The sequence below is a fragment of the Spirillospora sp. NPDC052269 genome, assembly GCF_040679435.1.
Classification (GTDB): domain Bacteria; phylum Actinomycetota; class Actinomycetes; order Streptosporangiales; family Streptosporangiaceae; genus Spirillospora.
This window is the reverse complement of record NZ_JBFAUU010000020.1, coordinates 180,967-198,455: the sequence shown is the minus strand read 5'-3', so window position 1 is coordinate 198,455 and position 17,489 is coordinate 180,967. Positions and strand designations below refer to the sequence as shown.

Genomic DNA, 17,489 nt, shown 5'->3' with positions numbered 1-17,489 from the left:
CGTGGCGGGTTCCAGGGCCGGGACGACCGGTCTGGTGGGTTCCAGGGGCGCGGTGAGCGGTCCGGTGGCTACCAGGGTCGTGGTGAGCGGTCCGGTGGATTCCGGGACCGTGATGACCGCCGTGGCGGCCCCCAGGGCCGGGATGACCGCCGTGGCGGGTTCCAGGACCGCGGCGAGCGGTCCGGAGGGTTCCAGGGACGCGACGACCGCCGTGGCGGCGGCCGTTACGAGGACCGTGGTGGCGAGCGTCGCGGCGGCTTCCAGGATCGCGGTGAGCGTCGTGAGGGCTTCCAGGGCCCTGATAACCGCTCTGGCGGGTTCCAGGGCCGGGACGACCGGTCTGGTGGGTTCCAGGGGCGCGGTGAGCGGTCCGGTGGCTACCAGGGTCGTGGTGAGCGGTCCGGTGGGTTCCAGGGCCGGGATGACCGCCGTGGCGGGTTCCAGGGTCGGGATGACGACCGGCGTGGAGACCGCCAGGGGCGTGAGGAGCGGTCTGGCGGCTACCAGGACCGCGGTGAGCGTCGTGGAGGCTTCCAGGGGCGCGACGACCGCCGTGGCGGGTCCCAGGGCCGGGACGACCGGCGTGGTGGCTACCAGGGGCGCGGTGAGCGGTCCGGTGGCTACCAGGGCCGTGGTGAGCGGTCCGGTGGATTCCGGGACCGGGATGACCGGCGTGGTGGCGGCGGCTTCCGCGGGGGTCGTCCGCAGGACGGCGAGCGGCGGTCGTACCGTCCGCGCGACGATGAGCGTGAGCAGGGCCCCAAGCACGACGATCCGCAGCTGCCGGACGATGTGACCGGTGCCGAGCTGGACGAGGAGGCCCGCGAGGAGCTGCGCACGCTGCCCAAGGACCTCGCGGCCCGGGTGGCGCGGCATCTGGTGATGGCGGGCCGGATGGCCGAGGACGACCCGGAGCTGTCCTACAAGCACGCGCGTGCGGCTCGGCGGCTGGCGTCGCGGGTCGGGATCGTCCGGGAGGCGGCCGGGCTCGCGGCGTACGCGGCGGGCGAGTGGGCCGAGGCGCTGTCGGAGCTGCGTGCTGCGCGGCGGCTCGGCGCTGGTGACGAGGCGTACCTGCCGGTCATGGCCGACGCGGAGCGCGGTCTGGGCCGTCCAGAGCGCGCGCTGGACGTGATCAAGTCGCCAGAGGCGGCTCGGCTGGACCAGATGGGCGCGGTCGAACTGCGGATCGTGGAGTCCGGCGTTCGCCGGGACCTTGGGCAGTTCGACGCGGCCGTGGTGACGCTGCAGGTGCCGGAGCTGCAGGACCGCAGGCTGCGGCCGTGGTCGGCGCGGCTGTTCTACGCCTACGCCGACGCCCTGGTCGACGCGGGCCGTGAGGACGAGGCGTCCGAGTGGTTCGCACGGTCGGCGGCCGCCGACCGTGACGCCGAGACCGACGCGGCCGAGCGGTACGCCGAGCTCGAGGGCCTGGACATCCTCGACACCGAGGAGGACGAGGACGCCGAGGGCGAGATCACCGAGGCCACGGCCGAGGCGATGCCCGAGGCCGACGAGGCGTCCGCCGAGGTGCCGGTCGAGGACGACGCGCGCGTCGTGGAGGAGCCTGACGCGCCCGAGGTCTACGAGGGCGACGACGCCGTGGCCGACGCGGCCGTGGCCGACGCGGAAGCAGCCCCTGCCCCGGCGCCGGCTCCGACGGCTCCGGTCTTCCTCGAGCCGAAGGTCGAGAGTTCTGAGGAGCTCGATGAGGACGACGAGCTCGAGGACGATGAGCTCGACGAGGCAGCGGCTGAGGATGAGCCGAAGGCCAAGGGCGACGACGGCGAGGGTAAGCCGTCCGCCTGAGCGGGTTTGAGGCCTTGAACGGGCCGCGTTGACGGAGTGATCCGTCGGCGCGGCCCGTTCGGCGTTTCAGGCGTGCTTGTTGAGGGCGTGGATGATGCCCGCGACGTTGTTCTCGGTGCTGTTCAGCACCTCGTACTTGAGGGCGAGGTCGGGGTCGATGTCGTCGGCGGTGATCCGGTAGCGGTCGTCGGTGCGGTCGCGGACCATGGCGACCGCGTGGTCGAGTTCGGGGTTCTCGTCCTGGGCGGCGCGGACGGCGTCCACCCAGACCCGCAGTTCCTCGGCGGACCGGTCGAGGGTGTCGTTCACCTCGGTGACGGGGCCGTAGTGCGCGAACAGCAGCCGGGACGGGCCGAGGGCCTTGAACTTGTCGAGCGAGGCGAGGGCGGTGTCGAGGTCGAAGTCCGGCGGCGGGGTGGCGGGCCGGACGTCGGCGGTCTCGGGGATGTAGATCCCGGCGGCGTCCCCGACGTACAGGTCGCCGGTGGCCGAGTCGACCAGGCCGACGTGGTGCTTGGCGTGGCCGGGGGAGTAGTGCGACTCGAGGCGGCGTCCGCCGCCGAGGTCGATCACGCCGGTGTCCTCCACGGCCCGGATGCGGGACGCCTCGGTCGGCTTCAGCTCGCCGAAGAGGGTGTCGAGCATGTCGCCGTAGACCATGCGGGCGCTGCGCATGAGCCGCTCGGGGCTGGCCAGGTGCCGGGCGCCCTTCTCGTGGACGACGACCTCGGCGCCGGGGTACATCTCGGCGATGTCGCCGACGCCGCCGGCGTGGTCGAGGTGGATGTGGGTGACCACGACGGTCGCCAGGTCGGACGCGGAGACGCCGAGTTCGTCCAGGGCGGCCTTCACGATGGGCGCGGATCCGGCGGTCCCGGGCTCGACCAGGCATGGCCGGTCGGACAGGATCAGGTAGCCGGCGGTGATACCGGTGAAGCCCGCCATCCGGGTGTCGATCTCGTAGACGTCTCCGCCCAGCGGTGTGATCGTGGTCTTGGTGTCCATCACACGATCATCGCGCCGCGGCCACCGGATTCTCCAGTCCCCTGGCCGGGAGATGTCAGCGCAGGTCGCCGGTGGCGTGCAGGTCGTCGAAGATCAGCTGGTCCACCGGGGAGACGCGGTCGCGGTCGGCGTAGCCGAGCCAGACGGTCTCGGCGATCTCGGCTGCCGGGGTGAGGGTGCCGGTGTAGTCGGCGGCGTAGCAGGTCATCCTGACGGTGACGCCCTCGGCGTTGCCGTGCGCCTGGGCCTCCCAGGTGCCGACGTGCCGGACGGTCGCCGGGTCGAGGGTGACGGTGAGCTCCTCGGCGATCTCGCGGAGCAGGGTCTGCTCGTCGGTCTCGCCCTGCTCGCGCTTGCCGCCGGGCAGGTAGTAGACGTCCTTGCCGCGCGAGCGGGTGCTGAGGATCCGGCCGTCCTCGATCCGGATCCACGCCATCTTGTCGATCATCTTCGCCACGGACCGACCGTACCCGACACGGGCGGCCCGGCCGTCACGGCGGGGCGAGCAGGCGGAACACCATCCCCATCCGCGGTTTCGGGCCGAAGGACGTCGACTTGCGGGGGACGCGCTCGCCGCCGCCCGCGACGGCCAGCACGTCGGTGACCTTCATCGGGTTGAGGATCACGGCGGTGCCGCCGGAGCGGCGGGCGCGGGCCAGCGCGGCGGCCGGGTCGTCGTGGACCACCTCGACGCTGCGCTCGTTCTCCGGGATGCCCCAGACGCCCGCGATGAGCAGGTGGTCCAGGACGGCCGTGTCGAGCCGCCGCCAGGTAGCGGAGCGGTCGGCGGGCATGACCGCGGCCAGGCGGGCCGGATCGGGGTCGGTGAGCAGGTGCAGGCCGTCCCCGCCGCCGACCAGGAACGCCGGACGGTCCGACGCGTCCGCGAGGGCCCTGACGGCGTCGGAGAGCGTGCCGGGCAGCGCGATGACCTCCATGACGCCCTTGGCCCGTTCCAGGGCGTCGCGGGGGGACAGGCCCGGCAGGACGCGATGGATCGCGCCGAGGCGCGGCGGGTAGCGGGTCGAGTCGACCAGCAGCGCGAGCCCGTGGTCCCAGGGGCCGTTGCCGTGGCCGGAGCGGTGGTGGCGGGCCTGGAGCGTCCGGTAGGTGGCGTAGCGGTGGTGGCCGTCGGCGATGAGCGCCTGGCGGTCGCGCAGGTCGTCGGCGATCCGGGCGAGCAGAGCAGGGTCGGTGATGCGCCAGAGCCGGTGCACCAGGCCGTCCGAGGCGGGGAACTCCATGAGCGGGGCGGCCTCGGCGGTCTCGTCCACGATCCGGGCCGCGTCGCCGCCGCCCTCGTGGATCAGGAAGATCGGCTCGAGGTTGGCGTTCGCCTCGCTCATCAGGGCCAGCCGGTCGCGCACGGGGCCGGGGTAGACGTCCTCGTGCGGGAGGATCACGCCCTGCGACTCGGCACGCAGTCCGACCGCACCGACCAGGCCGCGTTGGTGGACGGTGTGCCTGTCGGCCGCCTCGTAGACGTACAGGGCGGGTTCGGGGTCGACGGTGAGCACGCCCTCGTCGAGCCATCGGCGCAGGGTCTCACCGGCCTCCCGGTACCCGCCGCCGGGTTGGCTGGGCAGGATCAGGCGGACGAAGTTGTGCCCGCCCTCCGACAGCAGCCGCCGGCGTTCGGCGTCGTCGATGAGGTCGTAGGGGGGTGTCGTGACGGAGGCCAGGTCGCCGACCACGGCGGGGTCGAAGCGGACGCCGCGGATGGGCGCCAGTTCGAGCCCCGCACCGGCCGCGGGCCCGGTCGCGCCGAAGATGCGCGCGCTGAACTCCTCCGAGGTCGTCGTCGGTCCGGAGGGGACGTCTCGTTCCACTGTGGGCATGGTAACCGCCTGAGGGAAATCCTCCGGCGGCCGGGTACGGTCGAGATGATCGGAGTCCGAGGGAGGCCAGATGCGCGCTGACGGGCCGGAGCGGCAGCCGGACGGTCCGGGGGAGGATCCCGCCGTCCCGGAGGGCGGCGTCTATGAGTGGTACACCAGGGGACTCTCGCTCCTGAAGGCGGGCAGTCCGGCGGCGGCCGTGCAGCTCCTCGTCCGGGCGTCGGAGGCAGAGCCGGCCTCGCGCAGCATCCGCGAGGCCCTCGCCCGGGCCCAGTACGGTGCGCGGCTGTTCCACGAGGCGGCCGACAACTTCCGGAGCATCATCGAGGACGATCCGGCCGAGGACTACGCGTTGTTCGGTCTCGGGCTCGCCCTGAGCCGCGTGGGCGACTTCTCCGGTGCTGTCGAGTACCTCGCGCTGGCCGTGGCGATGCGTCCAGAGAACAAGGACTACGCGAACGCCCTCCGGCACGCGCGCGCGACTCTGGAGTCGCGCCGCTGATCCGGTGGCTTCGCGACGGGTCGGACGAGTGCGCCGCCGGGTGGCGGCGCTGGGAGAGGAAGACGTGAAGGGTTCGGACAGGCCGCTCAGCGAGGCGTACGACGTCGCCCTGCTCGATCTGGACGGTGTCGTGTACGTCGGGCGCAGGCCCGTGCCGCGGGCGGCGGAGTCGCTCGCGAAGGCACGCGCGGCCGGGCAGCGGCTCGCGTTCGTGACCAACAACGCCTCGCGGACGCCGGCGGCGGTCGTGGCGCTGCTCGCCGAGGTCGGCGTCCCGTCCTCGCCTGAGGACGTGGTGACGTCGGCGCAGGCGGCGGCGCGGCTGCTCTCCGAGCGGCTGCCCGCCGGGGCGAAGGTGCTGGTCGTCGGCGGCTCGGCGCTGCGGGTCGCGCTCTACGACCGGGGGCTGCGCCCGGTGTCGGTGGCGGCGGAGCGTCCGGCGGCGGTCGTGCAGGGGTTCAGCCCCGACCTCGGGTACGGGCTGCTCGCCGAGGGCGGGAAGGCGGTCGCGCGTGGGGCGCTGTTCGTCGGTTCCAACGGTGACACGACGATCCCCGGCGAGGACGGTCCGCCGAAGCCCGGGAACGGTGCTCTGCTGCGGGTCATCCAGGCCGCCACGGGTGTGGAGCCGATCGTGACCGGCAAGCCGGAGCTGCCGCTGCACCGTGAGGCCGTGCTGCGCACGGGGGCCGAGCGGCCGCTCGTGGTGGGCGACCGGCTGGACACCGACATCGAGGGCGCGCACAACGGCGGGGCCGACAGCCTGCTGGTCCTGACCGGCGTCACCGGGCCGCTCGGGCTGCTGACGGCGCCGCCGAACCGGCGTCCGACCTACGTCGCGCAGGATCTGACGGGGTTGCTCGTCCCGCATCCGCAGGTGAACCGGGACGGCGATGCCGACCGCTGCGGGGGCTGGACGGCCCGGCGCGTCGGCGACACGGTCGAGCTGGACGGCGCCGGTGATCCGTTCGACGGGCTCCGGGCGCTCGCCGCGGCGTCCTGGCGGACGGACGAGCCCGTCCGTCCGGAGGCGGTGGACGGCGCCCTGCGGAGACTCGGCCTGCCGCCGGTGCGCTGAGGCGCGGCGGCCGAGGCGCTAGAGGATCTTGCGTAGGCGGATCAGGTCGAAGATGCCCGCCTCGATCTTGAGGCGGCCGGCGGCCCACGCCTTGGCCGGGCTGATCTCGTCGTGCGCGAGCGCGACCAGGTCGTCGCTGTCGACGGTCAGCTTGACCTGCGCGGACCTCGGGTTCGCCGTGGGCTGGAAGGGGTCCAGGCCGCCCTCGTGCAGCCGGGTGGCGAAGGCCAGCCCGAGGTCGGGCACCCGGCAGCTGATGGTCCGCTCGACCACGTGCCGGGCGAGCTTGTCGTCGTCCACGTCGGCCAGCCGCTCTGCGATCTTGTCGAGCGCGGCGCGGCACTCCTCCTCGTTGGCCATGGTCAGGCCGTTCCCCGTTCGGTCGGAAATGATGTAGTTCAGGGACGTTGACATGCTCCCCCTCCTGAAGGAGGGGGATTCTCGTCCGTGCGGCATGTCCTGTGGATCACACCGCACCACGTGGGTTTCCTGGTTCATCGCCGGGTGCCAGCGCGGAAGCTGGTCTTAAGTCGGGTACGAGCGGAACTGGTAGCGCAGCTGCACGAGCCTGATCGTAACTTGGTCTCATCGGTGGACATGACGACATCAGCACGGGTCGGCACTGCGTGTCGTACTTCCCCGGATCGGTCGGCGGGGGCGCCGCTGTCGATCGTGCGTCTGTACATCGAGCAGCAGGCCGGCCAGGTCAAGACGATACTCACTCGGGCCTTGAAGGCCCTCGCTCGCGCCGGCCTTCACCTCCGGCCTGAGGGCCGGAGCACTGGCCCGCATTCCGGTAGCGTTCAGACCGGACCCCGGGCGACCCGGGGCGCGCGGTTCGGGGTGTTCTTGGAGGTAAAGGTTGAGGTCCGACGAGGCCGCGGGGCCGGTGCCGGGGGGAGCCGGGGCGTCCGCGCCGACCGGTGATCCACGCGTGGACGCGGTCGTCGCCCGGCTGGACGAGTTGTCCGGCCTGCCGGTGCCCGCCCACGTCGAGGTGTTCGCCGACGTGCACCAGCGGCTCCAGGAGCTGCTGGTCTCGGCCGACGAGGACGGTGACGGCGTGGCGTCCCTCGGAGGCATGCCCCGTCCCGGTGCGGCCGGTCCGGACACGCAGGCCGGTCAGGCCGGTCAGGCCGGGCAGGGCGGGCAGGGCGGTTCGGGAGCGGGTCGTCCTGGTCCGGGCGGCATGCCGCGTCCTGGGGGTTTCCCAGGGCCGGGTGGCGCGCCGCGTCCCGGGGGCTTTCCGGGGCCGGGCGGTGCGCCGAGGCCTGGAGGTTTCGCGGGCCCGGGCGGCGCGTCGTGAGCCGGCGGCGGCTTGACGCCGAGCTGGTGCGGCGCGGTCTGGCGCGTTCCCGCGAGCAGGCCGGGCAGCTCATCGCGGACGGACGGGTGAAGGTCGGCGGGCAGGTCGCGGGCAAGGCGGCCACGCAGGTCGACACCGGGGCGGCCATCCTCGTCACCGAGGACGAGACCGGTCCCGACTACGTGTCGCGCGGCGGGCACAAGCTCGCGGGCGCGCTCGAGGCGTTCGACACCCTCGACGTCAAGGGCCGTGTCGCGCTGGACGCGGGCGCGTCCACGGGCGGGTTCACCGACGTCCTGCTGCGCGCGGGCGTCGCGCACGTGTACGCCGTGGACGTCGGCTACGGCCAGATCGCCTGGTCGCTGCGCACCGACGAGCGGGTGACCGTCCTGGAGCGGGTCAACATCCGCGACCTGGAACCGGCGCAACTCGGGCAGCCCGAGGCCGAACGGCCGAACCTGGTCGTCGGTGACCTGTCGTTCATCTCGCTGAAGCTGGTGCTCGGCCCGATCCAGCGCTGCGTCGCCCCCGAGGCCGACTACGCGATCATGGTGAAGCCCCAGTTCGAGGTGGGGAAGAACCGCGTCGGCGCGGGCGGGGTCGTGCGCGAGCCCGAGCTGCGCGCCGAGGCGGTGCGGGACGTGGCCGCGCACGCCGCGACGCTGGGGCTGGGCGTGCTCGGCGTCACGGCGTCGCCGCTGCCCGGCCCGTCTGGGAACGTGGAGTACTTCCTGTGGCTGAGGGCGGGCGCGCCGCCGCTGGCCGAGGCCGATCTGGAGCGCGCCGTCGCGGAGGGACCCCAGTGATCACCAACCTACGCACCGCCCCCCGGGAGCGCAGCCGATGAGTGACAGGACGGTGCTGGTCGTCGCGCACACCGGCCGGACCGAGGCGATCCGCAGCGCGCAGCTGGTGATCGGGCGCCTCACCGAGGCCGGCATCACCGTCCGCGCCCTGGAGGGCGACGCCGCCGACCTGGCCTGCCCGAGCAAGGTCGAGGTGTGGCCGCGGACGCCGGCCGCCGCGGAGGGCGTCGAGGTCGTGATCGTCCTCGGCGGGGACGGCACGCTGCTGCGCGCCGCCGACCTGGCCCGGCCGGCGGGAGCGCCGCTGCTCGGCGTCAACCTCGGGCACGTCGGCTTCCTCGCCGAGGCCGAGCGCGAGGACCTGGCGACCACGGTCGACCGCGTCATCGAGCGCCGCTACGACGTCGAGGAGCGGATGACGATCGACGTGGTCGTCCGCCGCAACGGCTCGGTCACCGGGACGACGTGGGCGCTGAACGAGGCGACCGTGGAGAAGGCCGAGCGGCAGCGGATGCTGGAGCTGGTCGTGGAGATCGACGGCCGGCCGCTGTCCCACTGGGGCTGCGACGGTGTGGTGATGGCCACCCCGACCGGCTCGACCGCGTACGCGTTCTCGGCGGGCGGCCCGGTGGTGTGGCCCGAGGTGGAGGCGATGCTGGTCGTGCCGATCAGCGCGCACGCCCTGTTCGCCCGTCCGCTGATGGTGTCGCCGCGGTCGGTGGTCGCGATCGAGGTGCTGCCGGACACGCCGCGCGCCGTCCTCTGGTGTGACGGAGCGCGCACCCTCGACCTGCCGCCGGGCGCGCGGATCGAGGTGCGGCGCGGGGAGATGCCCGTCCGGCTGGCGCGGCTGCACCTGACCCCGTTCACCGACCGGCTGGTCACCAAGTTCGGCCTGCCGGTGACCGGCTGGCGCGGACGGTCCCGTGCCGCCGCGCAGGTCAGGCGGCATCCGGAGCCGGGCCGGGAGCTTCCGCCGGACGATCCGGCCGATGTCGCCGCATGCGCCCCCGCGCCGCCCGGCGGCGAGCCGGCGGCGGGCGGCGGGGGAGCGCGGACGGAAGGCGGGGACGCGGGGCCGGCGGCGCACGGTGGCGCCCCCGGCGCGGTGGAGGGACGATAATCTCACCACCGAACGCGGAGAGCGGGCGGATTGCGAGGGGTTGTGACGCGGGTGCGTCCCATGGTCGACGAGGTGCGGATCCAGGGCCTCGGCGTGATCGACGAGGCGGTCCTGGAGCTGTCTCCCGGGTTCAACGTCGTCACCGGAGAGACCGGCGCGGGCAAGACGATGGTGGTCACCAGCCTCGGTCTGCTGTTCGGCGGGCGCGCCGACCCGCAGCGGGTGCGGCCGGGCGCCGAGCGCGCCACGGTCGAGGGCCGCATCGTGGTGGACCCGGGCGGCCGGGTGGTCGAGCGGGTCGAGGAGGCGGGCGGTGAGCTCGACGACGGCACGCTGATCGTGCAGCGGTCGGTGTCGGCGGAGGGCCGCTCGCGCGCCCACGTGGGCGGACGGTCGGTGCCGGTGAGCCTGCTCATCAACCTGGCCGACGACCTGGTCGCCGTGCACGGCCAGTCCGACCAGCAGCGGCTGCTGCAGGCGGGCCGCCAGCGCTCCGCGCTGGACCGGTACGCCGGGTCGGCGCTGACCAAGCCGATGCGCGGCTACACCCGCACCTACCAGAGGCACCGCCAGGTCACCGCGCTGCTGGAGGAGATCACCACCCGGTCGCGCGAGCGCGCCCAGGAGGCCGACATCCTGCGGTTCGGGCTGGAGGAGATCGAGAAGGCCGATCCCAGGCCCGGCGAGGACGTCGAGCTCGCCGCCGAGGAGGAGCGCCTCGGGCACGCCGACGCGCTGCGCGGCGCGTCCGACACCGCGCACGAGTCGCTGCTCGGCGACCCGGCGGCGGCGTTCGAGGCGGCCAACGTGGTGAGCCTGCTCGGATCGGCGCGCAACGCGCTGGAGGCCGTCCGCGAGCATGACCCGGAGCTGGCGGCGCTCGCCGACCGGCTCGCCGAGGCCGGTTACCTGGTCTCGGACGTGGCGACCGACCTGGCCGCCTACGCCGAGTCGGTGGACGCCGACCCGGCGCGGCTGGCGGCCGTCCAGGCGCGCCGCGCCGAGCTGACCGGGCTGATCCGCAAGTACGGCGAGGGCGAGTCGGTCGACCAGGCGCTGGAGTGGGCCCGCACGTCGGCGGCGCGGCTCACCGAGCTCGACTCCGACGACGACCGGATCGAGGAGCTGCGGGCCGAGCACGCCGAGCTGACCGAGCGGCTGGAGACCGACGCGGCGGAGCTGACCGCCGTCCGGGTCCGCGCGTCCGAGCGGTTCTCCAAGGCCGTCACCGAGGAGCTGGCCGCGCTGGCGATGCCGCACGCGCGGGTCGAGGTGTCGGTCACGCCGACGGGCGACTTCGGGCCGCACGGCGCGGATGAGATCGAGGTGCGGCTCGCGCCGCATCCGGGGTCTCCGGCGCTGCCGCTGCACAAGGGCGCGTCCGGTGGTGAGCTGTCCCGCGTGATGCTGGCGATCGAGGTGGTGTTCGCGGGCGCCGACCCCGTTCCGACGTTCGTGTTCGACGAGGTCGACGCGGGTGTCGGCGGCAAGGCGGCGGTCGAGATCGGGCGCCGGCTCGCCCAGCTCGCCCGGAACGCGCAGGTGATCGTTGTCACCCACCTGCCGCAGGTCGCCGCGTTCGCCGACCAGCACCTGCTGGTGGAGAAGTCCAGTGACGGACTGGTCACCCGCAGCGGCGTCACCGCGCTCGACCACGAGGGGCGGGTGCGCGAGCTGTCCCGCATGCTCGCGGGTCTCGCCGACTCCGAGCTCGGCCGCGCGCACGCCGAGGAACTGCTCGATCTGGCGGCCCGCGACCGCTGAGTCCTCACCCCGGGCGGCGCCCGGCATGATCATCCGCGCGGTTTCGCGCAGGCCCGTCCGCTGCGCAAAGTCACCGACAGTACGCAATCGAACACGCCCCGACGCCGACGTTGCAGGTGTCACCCCCCGCCCTCTGGCAGGATGTCAAGCGATGAACGACCCGTCTCCGACCACCGACCACGCCGTCCGGCCCGCGAAGAAGCGGTCGCGGCGTGTGCTGCCGCTCGGCCGTGGGCGGGGTGACGGCCGGCCGGGCGTGTCCGCCACGGTCCGGCTCGACCGCCGCACCAAGAACCTGACCAAGCGGCTGCAGCCCGGCGACATCGCGGTGATCGACCACGTCGACCTGGACCGCGTCAGCGCCGAGGCGCTGGTGTCCTGCCAGGTCGGCGCGGTGGTGAACGTCGCGCCGTCGATCTCGGGCCGGTACCCGAACCTGGGGCCGCAGATCCTGCTGGACGCCGGGATCCCGCTGGTGGACGACGTCGGCCCGGAGATCTTCACCAAGCTGTCCGAGGGCGACGCCGTCCGGGTGGACGGCGGCACGGTCTTCAAGGGCGACGACACGGTCGCCAAGGGCACCGAGCAGACCGCCGAGACGCTGGACGCGTCGATCACCGAGGCGAAGGCCAACCTCGGCCACCAGCTCGAGGCGTTCGTCGCCAACACGATGGAGTACGTCAAGCGCGAGCGCGACCTGCTCATCGACGGCGTCGGCGTCCCGGACGTGGCGACCGAGCTGGACGGCCGGCACGCGCTGATCGTCGTCCGCGGCTACCACTACCGTGAGGACATCGCGACCCTGCGCCCCTACATCCGCGAGTACCGGCCGGTGCTGATCGGCGTGGACGGCGGCGCGGACGCGCTGCTCGAGGCCGGCTACCGCCCGGACATGATCGTCGGGGACATGGACTCGGTGTCCGACGCCGCGCTGACCAGCGGCGCGGAGATCGTCGTGCACGCCTACCGGGACGGCCGCGCGCCCGGCCTCAAACGGGTGGAGGAGCTCGGCCGCGAGGCCGTCGTCTTCCCCGCCACCGCCACCAGCGAGGACATCGCCATGCTGCTGGCCGACGAGAAGGGCGCGACCCTGATCGTCGCCGTCGGCACGCACTTCAACATGGTGGAGTTCTTCGACAAGGGCCGCGCGGGGATGTCCAGCACGTTCCTGACCCGGCTGCGCGTCGGCAGCAAGCTCGTCGACGCCAAGGGCGTCTCGCGCCTGTACCGCAGCCGCATCTCGGGCTGGTCCCTGCTGCTGCTCGTGCTGGTGGCGTTCATCGCCATGACCACCGCCGTGTTCATGTCACCGGCAGGGGACGTCATCCGTCCCCTGCTGGCCGACCGCTGGCACGCCTTCCTCTTCTGGCTGACCGGACTGCTCACGTGATCGACTTCCGTTACCACCTCGTCTCCATCGTCGCGGTCTTCCTGGCGCTGGCGCTCGGCATCGTGCTGGGCTCCACGACCCTGTCGCAGTCGGTGACCAACGGCCTGAAGCAGGAGGCGAACCGGGCCACCCGGCGCGCCGACGACCTGCGCAGGACGCAGCAGAAGCAGGAGGCCCAGCTCAAGGGCGAGGAGCAGTTCGCCTCCACGACCGGGCCGCAGTACGTCGCGGGCCGGCTGAAGGGCCAGTCCCTGGTGCTGGTCGAGACGCCCGGCGCCGGCGAGGAGGGCGTCTCGCAGGTCATCGACCTGGCGACCAAGGCCGGCGCGACCGTCACCGGACGGGTCGCGATCCAGAAGAAGGCCCTGGACCCGGACGAGAGCCGCACCCTCGACGAACTGGCCACGCAGCTGAAGCCCGCCGGGACCGACTTCCCGTCCGGCGCGGACAGCTACGCCAAGGCCGGCGCGGTGCTGGCCAGCGCGATCGTGACCAACGACGCGTCCAAGGCGGGCCGCGAGGACGCGACCGGCGCGGGCATCCTCACCGGGTTCCGCGAGGCGGGTTACGTGACCACCAGCGGGAAGCCGGGCCAGCATGCGACACTCGCCGTGGTGATCGCTCCCGCCACTCCGTACGGCTCCGACACCGCGGGCGGCACGAAGGCCCTGGTGACCCTGACCGGGCAGCTCGACGCCGCCGACCGCGGCACCGTGCTGGGCGGCCCGAACACCGCCGCGCAGCAGGGCGGCCTCATCACCGCGCTGCGCGACGACTCGGGCGTGAGCAAGCGGGTGTCGTCGGTGGACGTCCTGGACACCGCGTCCGGGCAGGTGGTCGCGATCCTGGCCCTGCAGAACGAGCTGGGCGGCAAGTCCGGGCAGTACGGCATCGGCCCGGGCGCGAACGGCGGCTACCTGCCGTCCCCGCCGCCGCCCGCCGCCGGGAAGAACGGATGACATCGGATGAGCACTGACCCCGCCCGGTCCGGCCGGCGCGCGCTGCGTCTGCTGGCCGGCGCCGCGCTCGGCGCGGCCGCGACCCGCGTCGCCTACTCCGCGCTGACCCGCCGTCCGCCCGGTGTCGCCGGACGGTCCGGCGCCGAGCTGTGGGAGCGGACCAACCACCGGGGCGAGGCGGTGACGCTGCTGGAGGGGCCCGCGTTCGTCGCGGGCGCCGCGGCGGCGGGGCTGCTGGCGCCCGGCGCGTCCGGGCGGGTCCGCGTGGCGGCGCTGGTCGCCGGGGTGGGCTCGGGTGTCCTCGGTGGCTACGACGACCTGGCGGGTTCGGGTTCCTCGCGCGGCTTCAGGGGGCACCTGGCGGCGCTGGCGAAGGGCGAGGTCACGACCGGCGCGGTCAAGATCCTCGGGATCGGCGCGACCGGGCTGGCCGCCGCCGCGCTGGCCGGTTCGTCCGCCCGGACGGTTCCGGGCCGCGCCGTCGACACGCTGCTGAACGGCGCGATCGTCGCGGCGTCGGCGAACCTGATGAACCTGTTCGACCTGCGGCCGGGACGCGCGATCAAGGTCGGGCTGCTCGCGGGGGCGCCGCTGGCGCTCACCTCGTCGGGCTCGGCCGTGGTCGCCGCGCCGCTCGGCGCCGCCGCCGCCCTGCTCCCCGAGGACCTGGGCGAGCGCGCGATGCTCGGCGACACCGGCGCGAACGCGCTCGGCGCGCTGCTCGGGCTCGCCGCGACCCGGCTGCCGCTCGGGCCGCGCCTGGCCGTCCTCGCGGGGCTGGTCGGGCTGAACGGCGCGAGTGAGTTCGTCAGCTTCACCAAGGTCATCGCGGGCAACCCGATGCTGAACAAGATCGACATGTTCGGGCGGCGTCCGCCGGCGCCGGTGCTTCCGGCCGACGTGTTCGGGGCGGAAACGGTCTCGGGCGCCTCGGCGGCTCCGGCCACGCCCAACTAGGCTCGCGCGCGGCCGTGCCCCCGGCACCGCCGCGCGGCCCTTCACACTCCACCCGCCTCACCCACTGGATCTGTCTCCACGTGATGTCCGCTTCCGCCGCACCTCCCGACCCGTCCGCCGCCGGCACCGCCGAGGCGGGACGACCATGACGATGAAGGGGAGGCTGGCGTCCGGGATCGCCGGGGCGGCGGTGCTGATCGGAGTGCTGACCGTCCTGTCGCGGCTGGCCGGGTTCGCGCGGACGTTCGCGCAGTCGCAGGCGGTCGGGCCGACCTGCCTTGGGCAGGCGTACTCGACGTCCACCCAGTTCCCGAGCATCGTTTATGAGATCGTCGCGGGCGGCGCGCTGGCGAGCATGGTGGTGCCGGTGCTGGCCCGGCCGGCCGAGCGCGGTGACACCGAGCAGGTGCGGCGGATCGGGTCGGCGCTGCTGACCTGGGTCGTGCTGGCGATGGTGCCGCTGTCGGCGCTGCTGGCGGCGACCTCGCGGCCGGTGATGGAACTGCTGGTCGGCGGCACCGGAGACGGCTGCGTGCGGTCCGACATCGTGCGGGTCGGCGGGGACATGCTCGCGATCATGGCGCCGCAGATGGTGATGTACGGGATCGCGGTCGTGCTGTACGGGCTGCTCCAGTCGCACCGCCGGTTCGTGGCGCCCGCGCTCGCCCCGCTGGTGTCGAGCGTCGTGGTGATCGTCGCGTACGTCGTCTTCGTGCCGCTGGGCCACGGGTACCAGAACGACCTGGCGCACCTGCCGGTGTCGGCGGAGCTGGTGCTGGCGGTCGGGACGGCGATGGGCGGTGTGGCGATGGCCGTGACCGCGGGCGTCGCCGCGTGGCGGCTGAAGCTGGGGCTGCGGCCGTCGCTGCGGTTCCCCGACGGGGTGGCGCGGCGGGTCGTCCGGCTCGCGGCGGCCGGTCTGGCGACGGTCGCGGCGCAGCAGGTGTCGGCGCTGCTGGTCGTCCGGCTGAGCTATGAGGGGACGCGCGGCGCGCTGAACCTGTACCAGTACACGTGGGCGATCTTCCTGCTGCCGTGGGCGATCCTGGCGGTGCCGATCGCGACCAGCGCGTTCCCGATGCTGTCCGCGCGGACGGAAGAGGAGCACCGGGAGGAGTTCGACCGGATCACCGCGCGGACGACCCGTGCGGTGATCCTGGTGTCGTGCGCGGGCGCGGCGGTGCTGGCCGCCGTGGCGCTGCCCGCGTCGGCGGTGTTCACCTGGAAGGTCGCGGCGACCGACCCGCAGCAGCGGATCGTGATGGCGCGGGCGGTCCTGGCGTTCGCGCCCGGCCTGCTCGGATACGGCCTCGTCGCTCACCTGGGGCGTGTGTTGTACGCGTGCCACCGCGGACGGATGGCCGCGATCGCGACGGTGACGGGCTGGGTGGTCGTGATGATCGCCGATGTCGTCCTGGTGGTCGTGGTCGACCGGGCGTGGGTGGTGGCGGCTCTCGGTCTGGGGAACACGATCGGGATGACGGTCGCGGGCGTCCTGCTGTTGGGGACGCTCGTGCGCGCGCGTGGGGTGGCTTCGCTGGAAGGCGCGCCGCGTGTGCTGCTCGCGGGGCTCTCCGGCGCCGTCGCGGGCGCGGCGGCCGGATACGGGCTGTCGGCGTGGTTCGGCACGGGGCACCGGCTGATGGACGTGGGCGTCGGCGCGCTGTCGGCGTTGGTCGCGGTCGTGGTGTTCGTGGCGGTGGTGTTCGTGATCGACGGCCGGGACCTGAGGGCCGTCCTGACCCGGAAGGTCGTGCGTAGTGGGGGCTGAGCGGGACGGTCTGGCCGGAGTCCGGGTCGCGCTGGTGCTCGGGACGAGCGCGGGCGGCGTCGGACGGCACGTCCGGTCGGTGGCGGCGGGCCTGGTGGAACGCGGCGCGAGGGTCGCGGTGTTCGGCCCGGCCGCGACCGAGGAGTTGTTCGGGTTCACCGGTGTCGGGGCGCGGTTCGCCGAGGTGGACCTCGCTGACCGGCCGCGTCCGGTCAGCGACGCGCGCGCGGTGGCGCGGCTGCGCGGGCTGCTGCGTGACGCCGATGTGGTGCACGCGCATGGGCTGCGGGCGGGGGCGCTCGCGGTCGCCGCGTGCGCGCGTGTAGCGGCCGGGCCGCTGCACATGGGGCGCGGGCCGGTTCCCGTCGTGGTGACGCTGCACAACGCCGTGATCGCCGGTGGACGTACTGCCGCCATCTACGGAGCGCTTGAGCGTGTCGTGGCACGGGGGGCGACGGCCGTTCTCGGTGTTTCGCCAGATCTTGAGGAGCGGATGCGGGCGCTCGGCGCGCGCCGGGTGGGGCTCGCGCTCGTGCCCGCGCCCGCGCGTGGGCCGATGCCGGGCCCGGAGGTGCGCGGGAAGGTCCGTGCCGAGCTGGAGGTGGGGGAGCGGCCCGTGATCGTGACCGTGGCCCGCCTCGCCGACCAGAAGGGCCTGCCGACGCTGCTCGACGCGTCCGCCGGATGGGCGCGCCGTTCCCCGGCGCCGCTCGTGGCGATCGCCGGGGACGGGCCGCTGGAGGACGCGCTGCGCGCCCGGATCGAGGCCGAGGACCTGCCCGTCCGGCTCCTGGGACGCCGCTCGGACGTGCCCGCGCTGCTCGCCGCCGCCGATGTGGCCGTGATGCCGAGCGTGTGGGAGGGGCAGCCGCTGATCCTCCAGGAGATCCTGCGCGCCGGACGGCCGCTGGTCGCGACGCGTGTCGGCGGCGTCCCGGGCATGGTCGGCGAGGAGGCCGAGGTCGCCCTGCTGGTCCCGGCCGAGGACCCGGCGGCCCTGGAGAAGGCGGTGAGCCGCGTCCTGGACGACTCGGCCCTCGCCGTCCGGCTGGGCGCGGCGGCGGCGCAGCGCGCGACCGCCCTGCCGACCGAGGACGACGCCGTGACGCAGCTCACCGAGTTGTACCGGGAGCTCGTCCGGCCGTAGCGGCCGGGACGAATCTCCTGGACCCGCTTCGGGA

15 protein-coding genes and 2 pseudogenes are annotated in these 17,489 nt (G+C 73.9%); 12 read left to right on the top strand and 5 right to left on the bottom strand.

Annotated elements, in window-relative coordinates; genetic code table 11:
• Positions 1–876 (bottom strand): annotated as a pseudogene (locus AB0L06_RS35665) (hypothetical protein); the annotation flags it as partial.
• Here AB0L06_RS35665 and AB0L06_RS35660 point away from each other — a divergent pair.
• Positions 793–1,809, top strand: coding sequence for a hypothetical protein (locus AB0L06_RS35660; RefSeq protein ID WP_500235587.1), 1,017 nt, complete (start codon positions 793–795; stop codon positions 1,807–1,809). The pseudogene AB0L06_RS35665 and the gene AB0L06_RS35660 overlap by 84 nt on opposite strands.
• Positions 1,810–1,875: 66 nt before the next feature.
• Here the strand turns inward: AB0L06_RS35660 and AB0L06_RS35655 are convergent, their stop codons facing one another.
• Genes AB0L06_RS35655 through AB0L06_RS35645 form a run of 3 tightly spaced genes read right to left on the bottom strand, consistent with a single transcriptional unit; the run spans position 1,876 to position 4,652 of the window.
• A complete protein-coding gene (locus tag AB0L06_RS35655) occupies positions 1,876–2,814 on the bottom strand; it encodes an MBL fold metallo-hydrolase (RefSeq protein WP_500235586.1) in 939 nt (312 codons plus the stop codon).
• Positions 2,815–2,869: 55 nt separating this feature from the next.
• A complete protein-coding gene (locus AB0L06_RS35650; RefSeq protein WP_500235596.1) occupies positions 2,870–3,262 on the bottom strand; it encodes an NUDIX hydrolase in 393 nt (130 codons plus the stop codon).
• 43 nt (positions 3,263–3,305) lie between these two features.
• A complete protein-coding gene (locus AB0L06_RS35645; RefSeq protein WP_500235585.1) occupies positions 3,306–4,652 on the bottom strand; it encodes a DUF1015 family protein in 1,347 nt (448 codons plus the stop codon).
• A gap of 70 nt (positions 4,653–4,722) precedes the next feature.
• Here AB0L06_RS35645 and AB0L06_RS35640 point away from each other — a divergent pair, with 70 nt between their 5' ends.
• Together AB0L06_RS35640 and AB0L06_RS35635 are read left to right on the top strand one after the other, a co-directional pair.
• Positions 4,723–5,154: a tetratricopeptide repeat protein gene (locus AB0L06_RS35640; RefSeq protein WP_500235584.1), complete on the top strand. Its 432-nt coding sequence runs from the start codon at positions 4,723–4,725 to the stop codon at positions 5,152–5,154.
• Positions 5,155–5,218: 64 nt separating this feature from the next.
• The gene (locus AB0L06_RS35635) at positions 5,219–6,232 is read left to right on the top strand and encodes an HAD-IIA family hydrolase (RefSeq protein ID WP_500235583.1); all 1,014 of its coding nucleotides are present in this window, start codon (positions 5,219–5,221) and stop codon (positions 6,230–6,232) included.
• An 18-nt stretch (positions 6,233–6,250) separates the two neighbouring features.
• Here the strand turns inward: AB0L06_RS35635 and AB0L06_RS35630 are convergent, their stop codons facing one another.
• On the bottom strand, positions 6,251–6,646 hold the full coding sequence (locus tag AB0L06_RS35630) for an SCP2 sterol-binding domain-containing protein (protein ID WP_500235582.1): 396 nt from the start codon (positions 6,644–6,646) through the stop codon (positions 6,251–6,253).
• Between the two features lie 448 nt (positions 6,647–7,094).
• Here AB0L06_RS35630 and AB0L06_RS35625 point away from each other — a divergent pair, with 448 nt between their 5' ends.
• From AB0L06_RS35625 to AB0L06_RS35585, 9 genes and pseudogenes are all read left to right on the top strand, one after another.
• On the top strand, positions 7,095–7,538 hold the full coding sequence (locus tag AB0L06_RS35625) for a hypothetical protein (protein ID WP_500235581.1): 444 nt from the start codon (positions 7,095–7,097) through the stop codon (positions 7,536–7,538).
• A complete protein-coding gene (locus AB0L06_RS35620) occupies positions 7,535–8,344 on the top strand; it encodes a TlyA family RNA methyltransferase (protein WP_500235580.1) in 810 nt (269 codons plus the stop codon). Before AB0L06_RS35625 ends, AB0L06_RS35620 begins: the two co-directional genes overlap by 4 nt.
• 37 nt (positions 8,345–8,381) lie before the next feature.
• Positions 8,382–9,272 (top strand): annotated as a pseudogene (locus tag AB0L06_RS35615) (NAD kinase); the annotation flags it as partial.
• A 255-nt stretch (positions 9,273–9,527) separates the two neighbouring features.
• Complete coding sequence (recN, locus tag AB0L06_RS35610) at positions 9,528–11,231, top strand: DNA repair protein RecN (RefSeq protein ID WP_500235579.1); 1,704 nt, start codon at positions 9,528–9,530, stop codon at positions 11,229–11,231.
• A 151-nt stretch (positions 11,232–11,382) separates the two neighbouring features.
• Positions 11,383–12,621: a putative cytokinetic ring protein SteA gene (steA, locus tag AB0L06_RS35605; protein WP_500235578.1), complete on the top strand. Its 1,239-nt coding sequence runs from the start codon at positions 11,383–11,385 to the stop codon at positions 12,619–12,621.
• Entirely contained in the window at positions 12,618–13,580 is a 963-nt protein-coding gene (locus AB0L06_RS35600; RefSeq protein WP_500235577.1) for a copper transporter, read from the top strand. The genes steA and AB0L06_RS35600 overlap by 4 nt, the downstream gene beginning before the upstream one ends.
• Positions 13,581–13,586: 6 nt before the next feature.
• Positions 13,587–14,537: a hypothetical protein gene (locus AB0L06_RS35595; protein ID WP_500235576.1), complete on the top strand. Its 951-nt coding sequence runs from the start codon at positions 13,587–13,589 to the stop codon at positions 14,535–14,537.
• A gap of 145 nt (positions 14,538–14,682) precedes the next feature.
• Positions 14,683–16,308: a murein biosynthesis integral membrane protein MurJ gene (murJ, locus tag AB0L06_RS35590; RefSeq protein ID WP_500235575.1), complete on the top strand. Its 1,626-nt coding sequence runs from the start codon at positions 14,683–14,685 to the stop codon at positions 16,306–16,308.
• On the top strand, positions 16,298–17,455 hold the full coding sequence (locus AB0L06_RS35585; RefSeq protein ID WP_500235574.1) for a glycosyltransferase family 4 protein: 1,158 nt from the start codon (positions 16,298–16,300) through the stop codon (positions 17,453–17,455). Before murJ ends, AB0L06_RS35585 begins: the two co-directional genes overlap by 11 nt.
• The last annotated feature ends 34 nt before the right edge of the window (positions 17,456–17,489 follow it).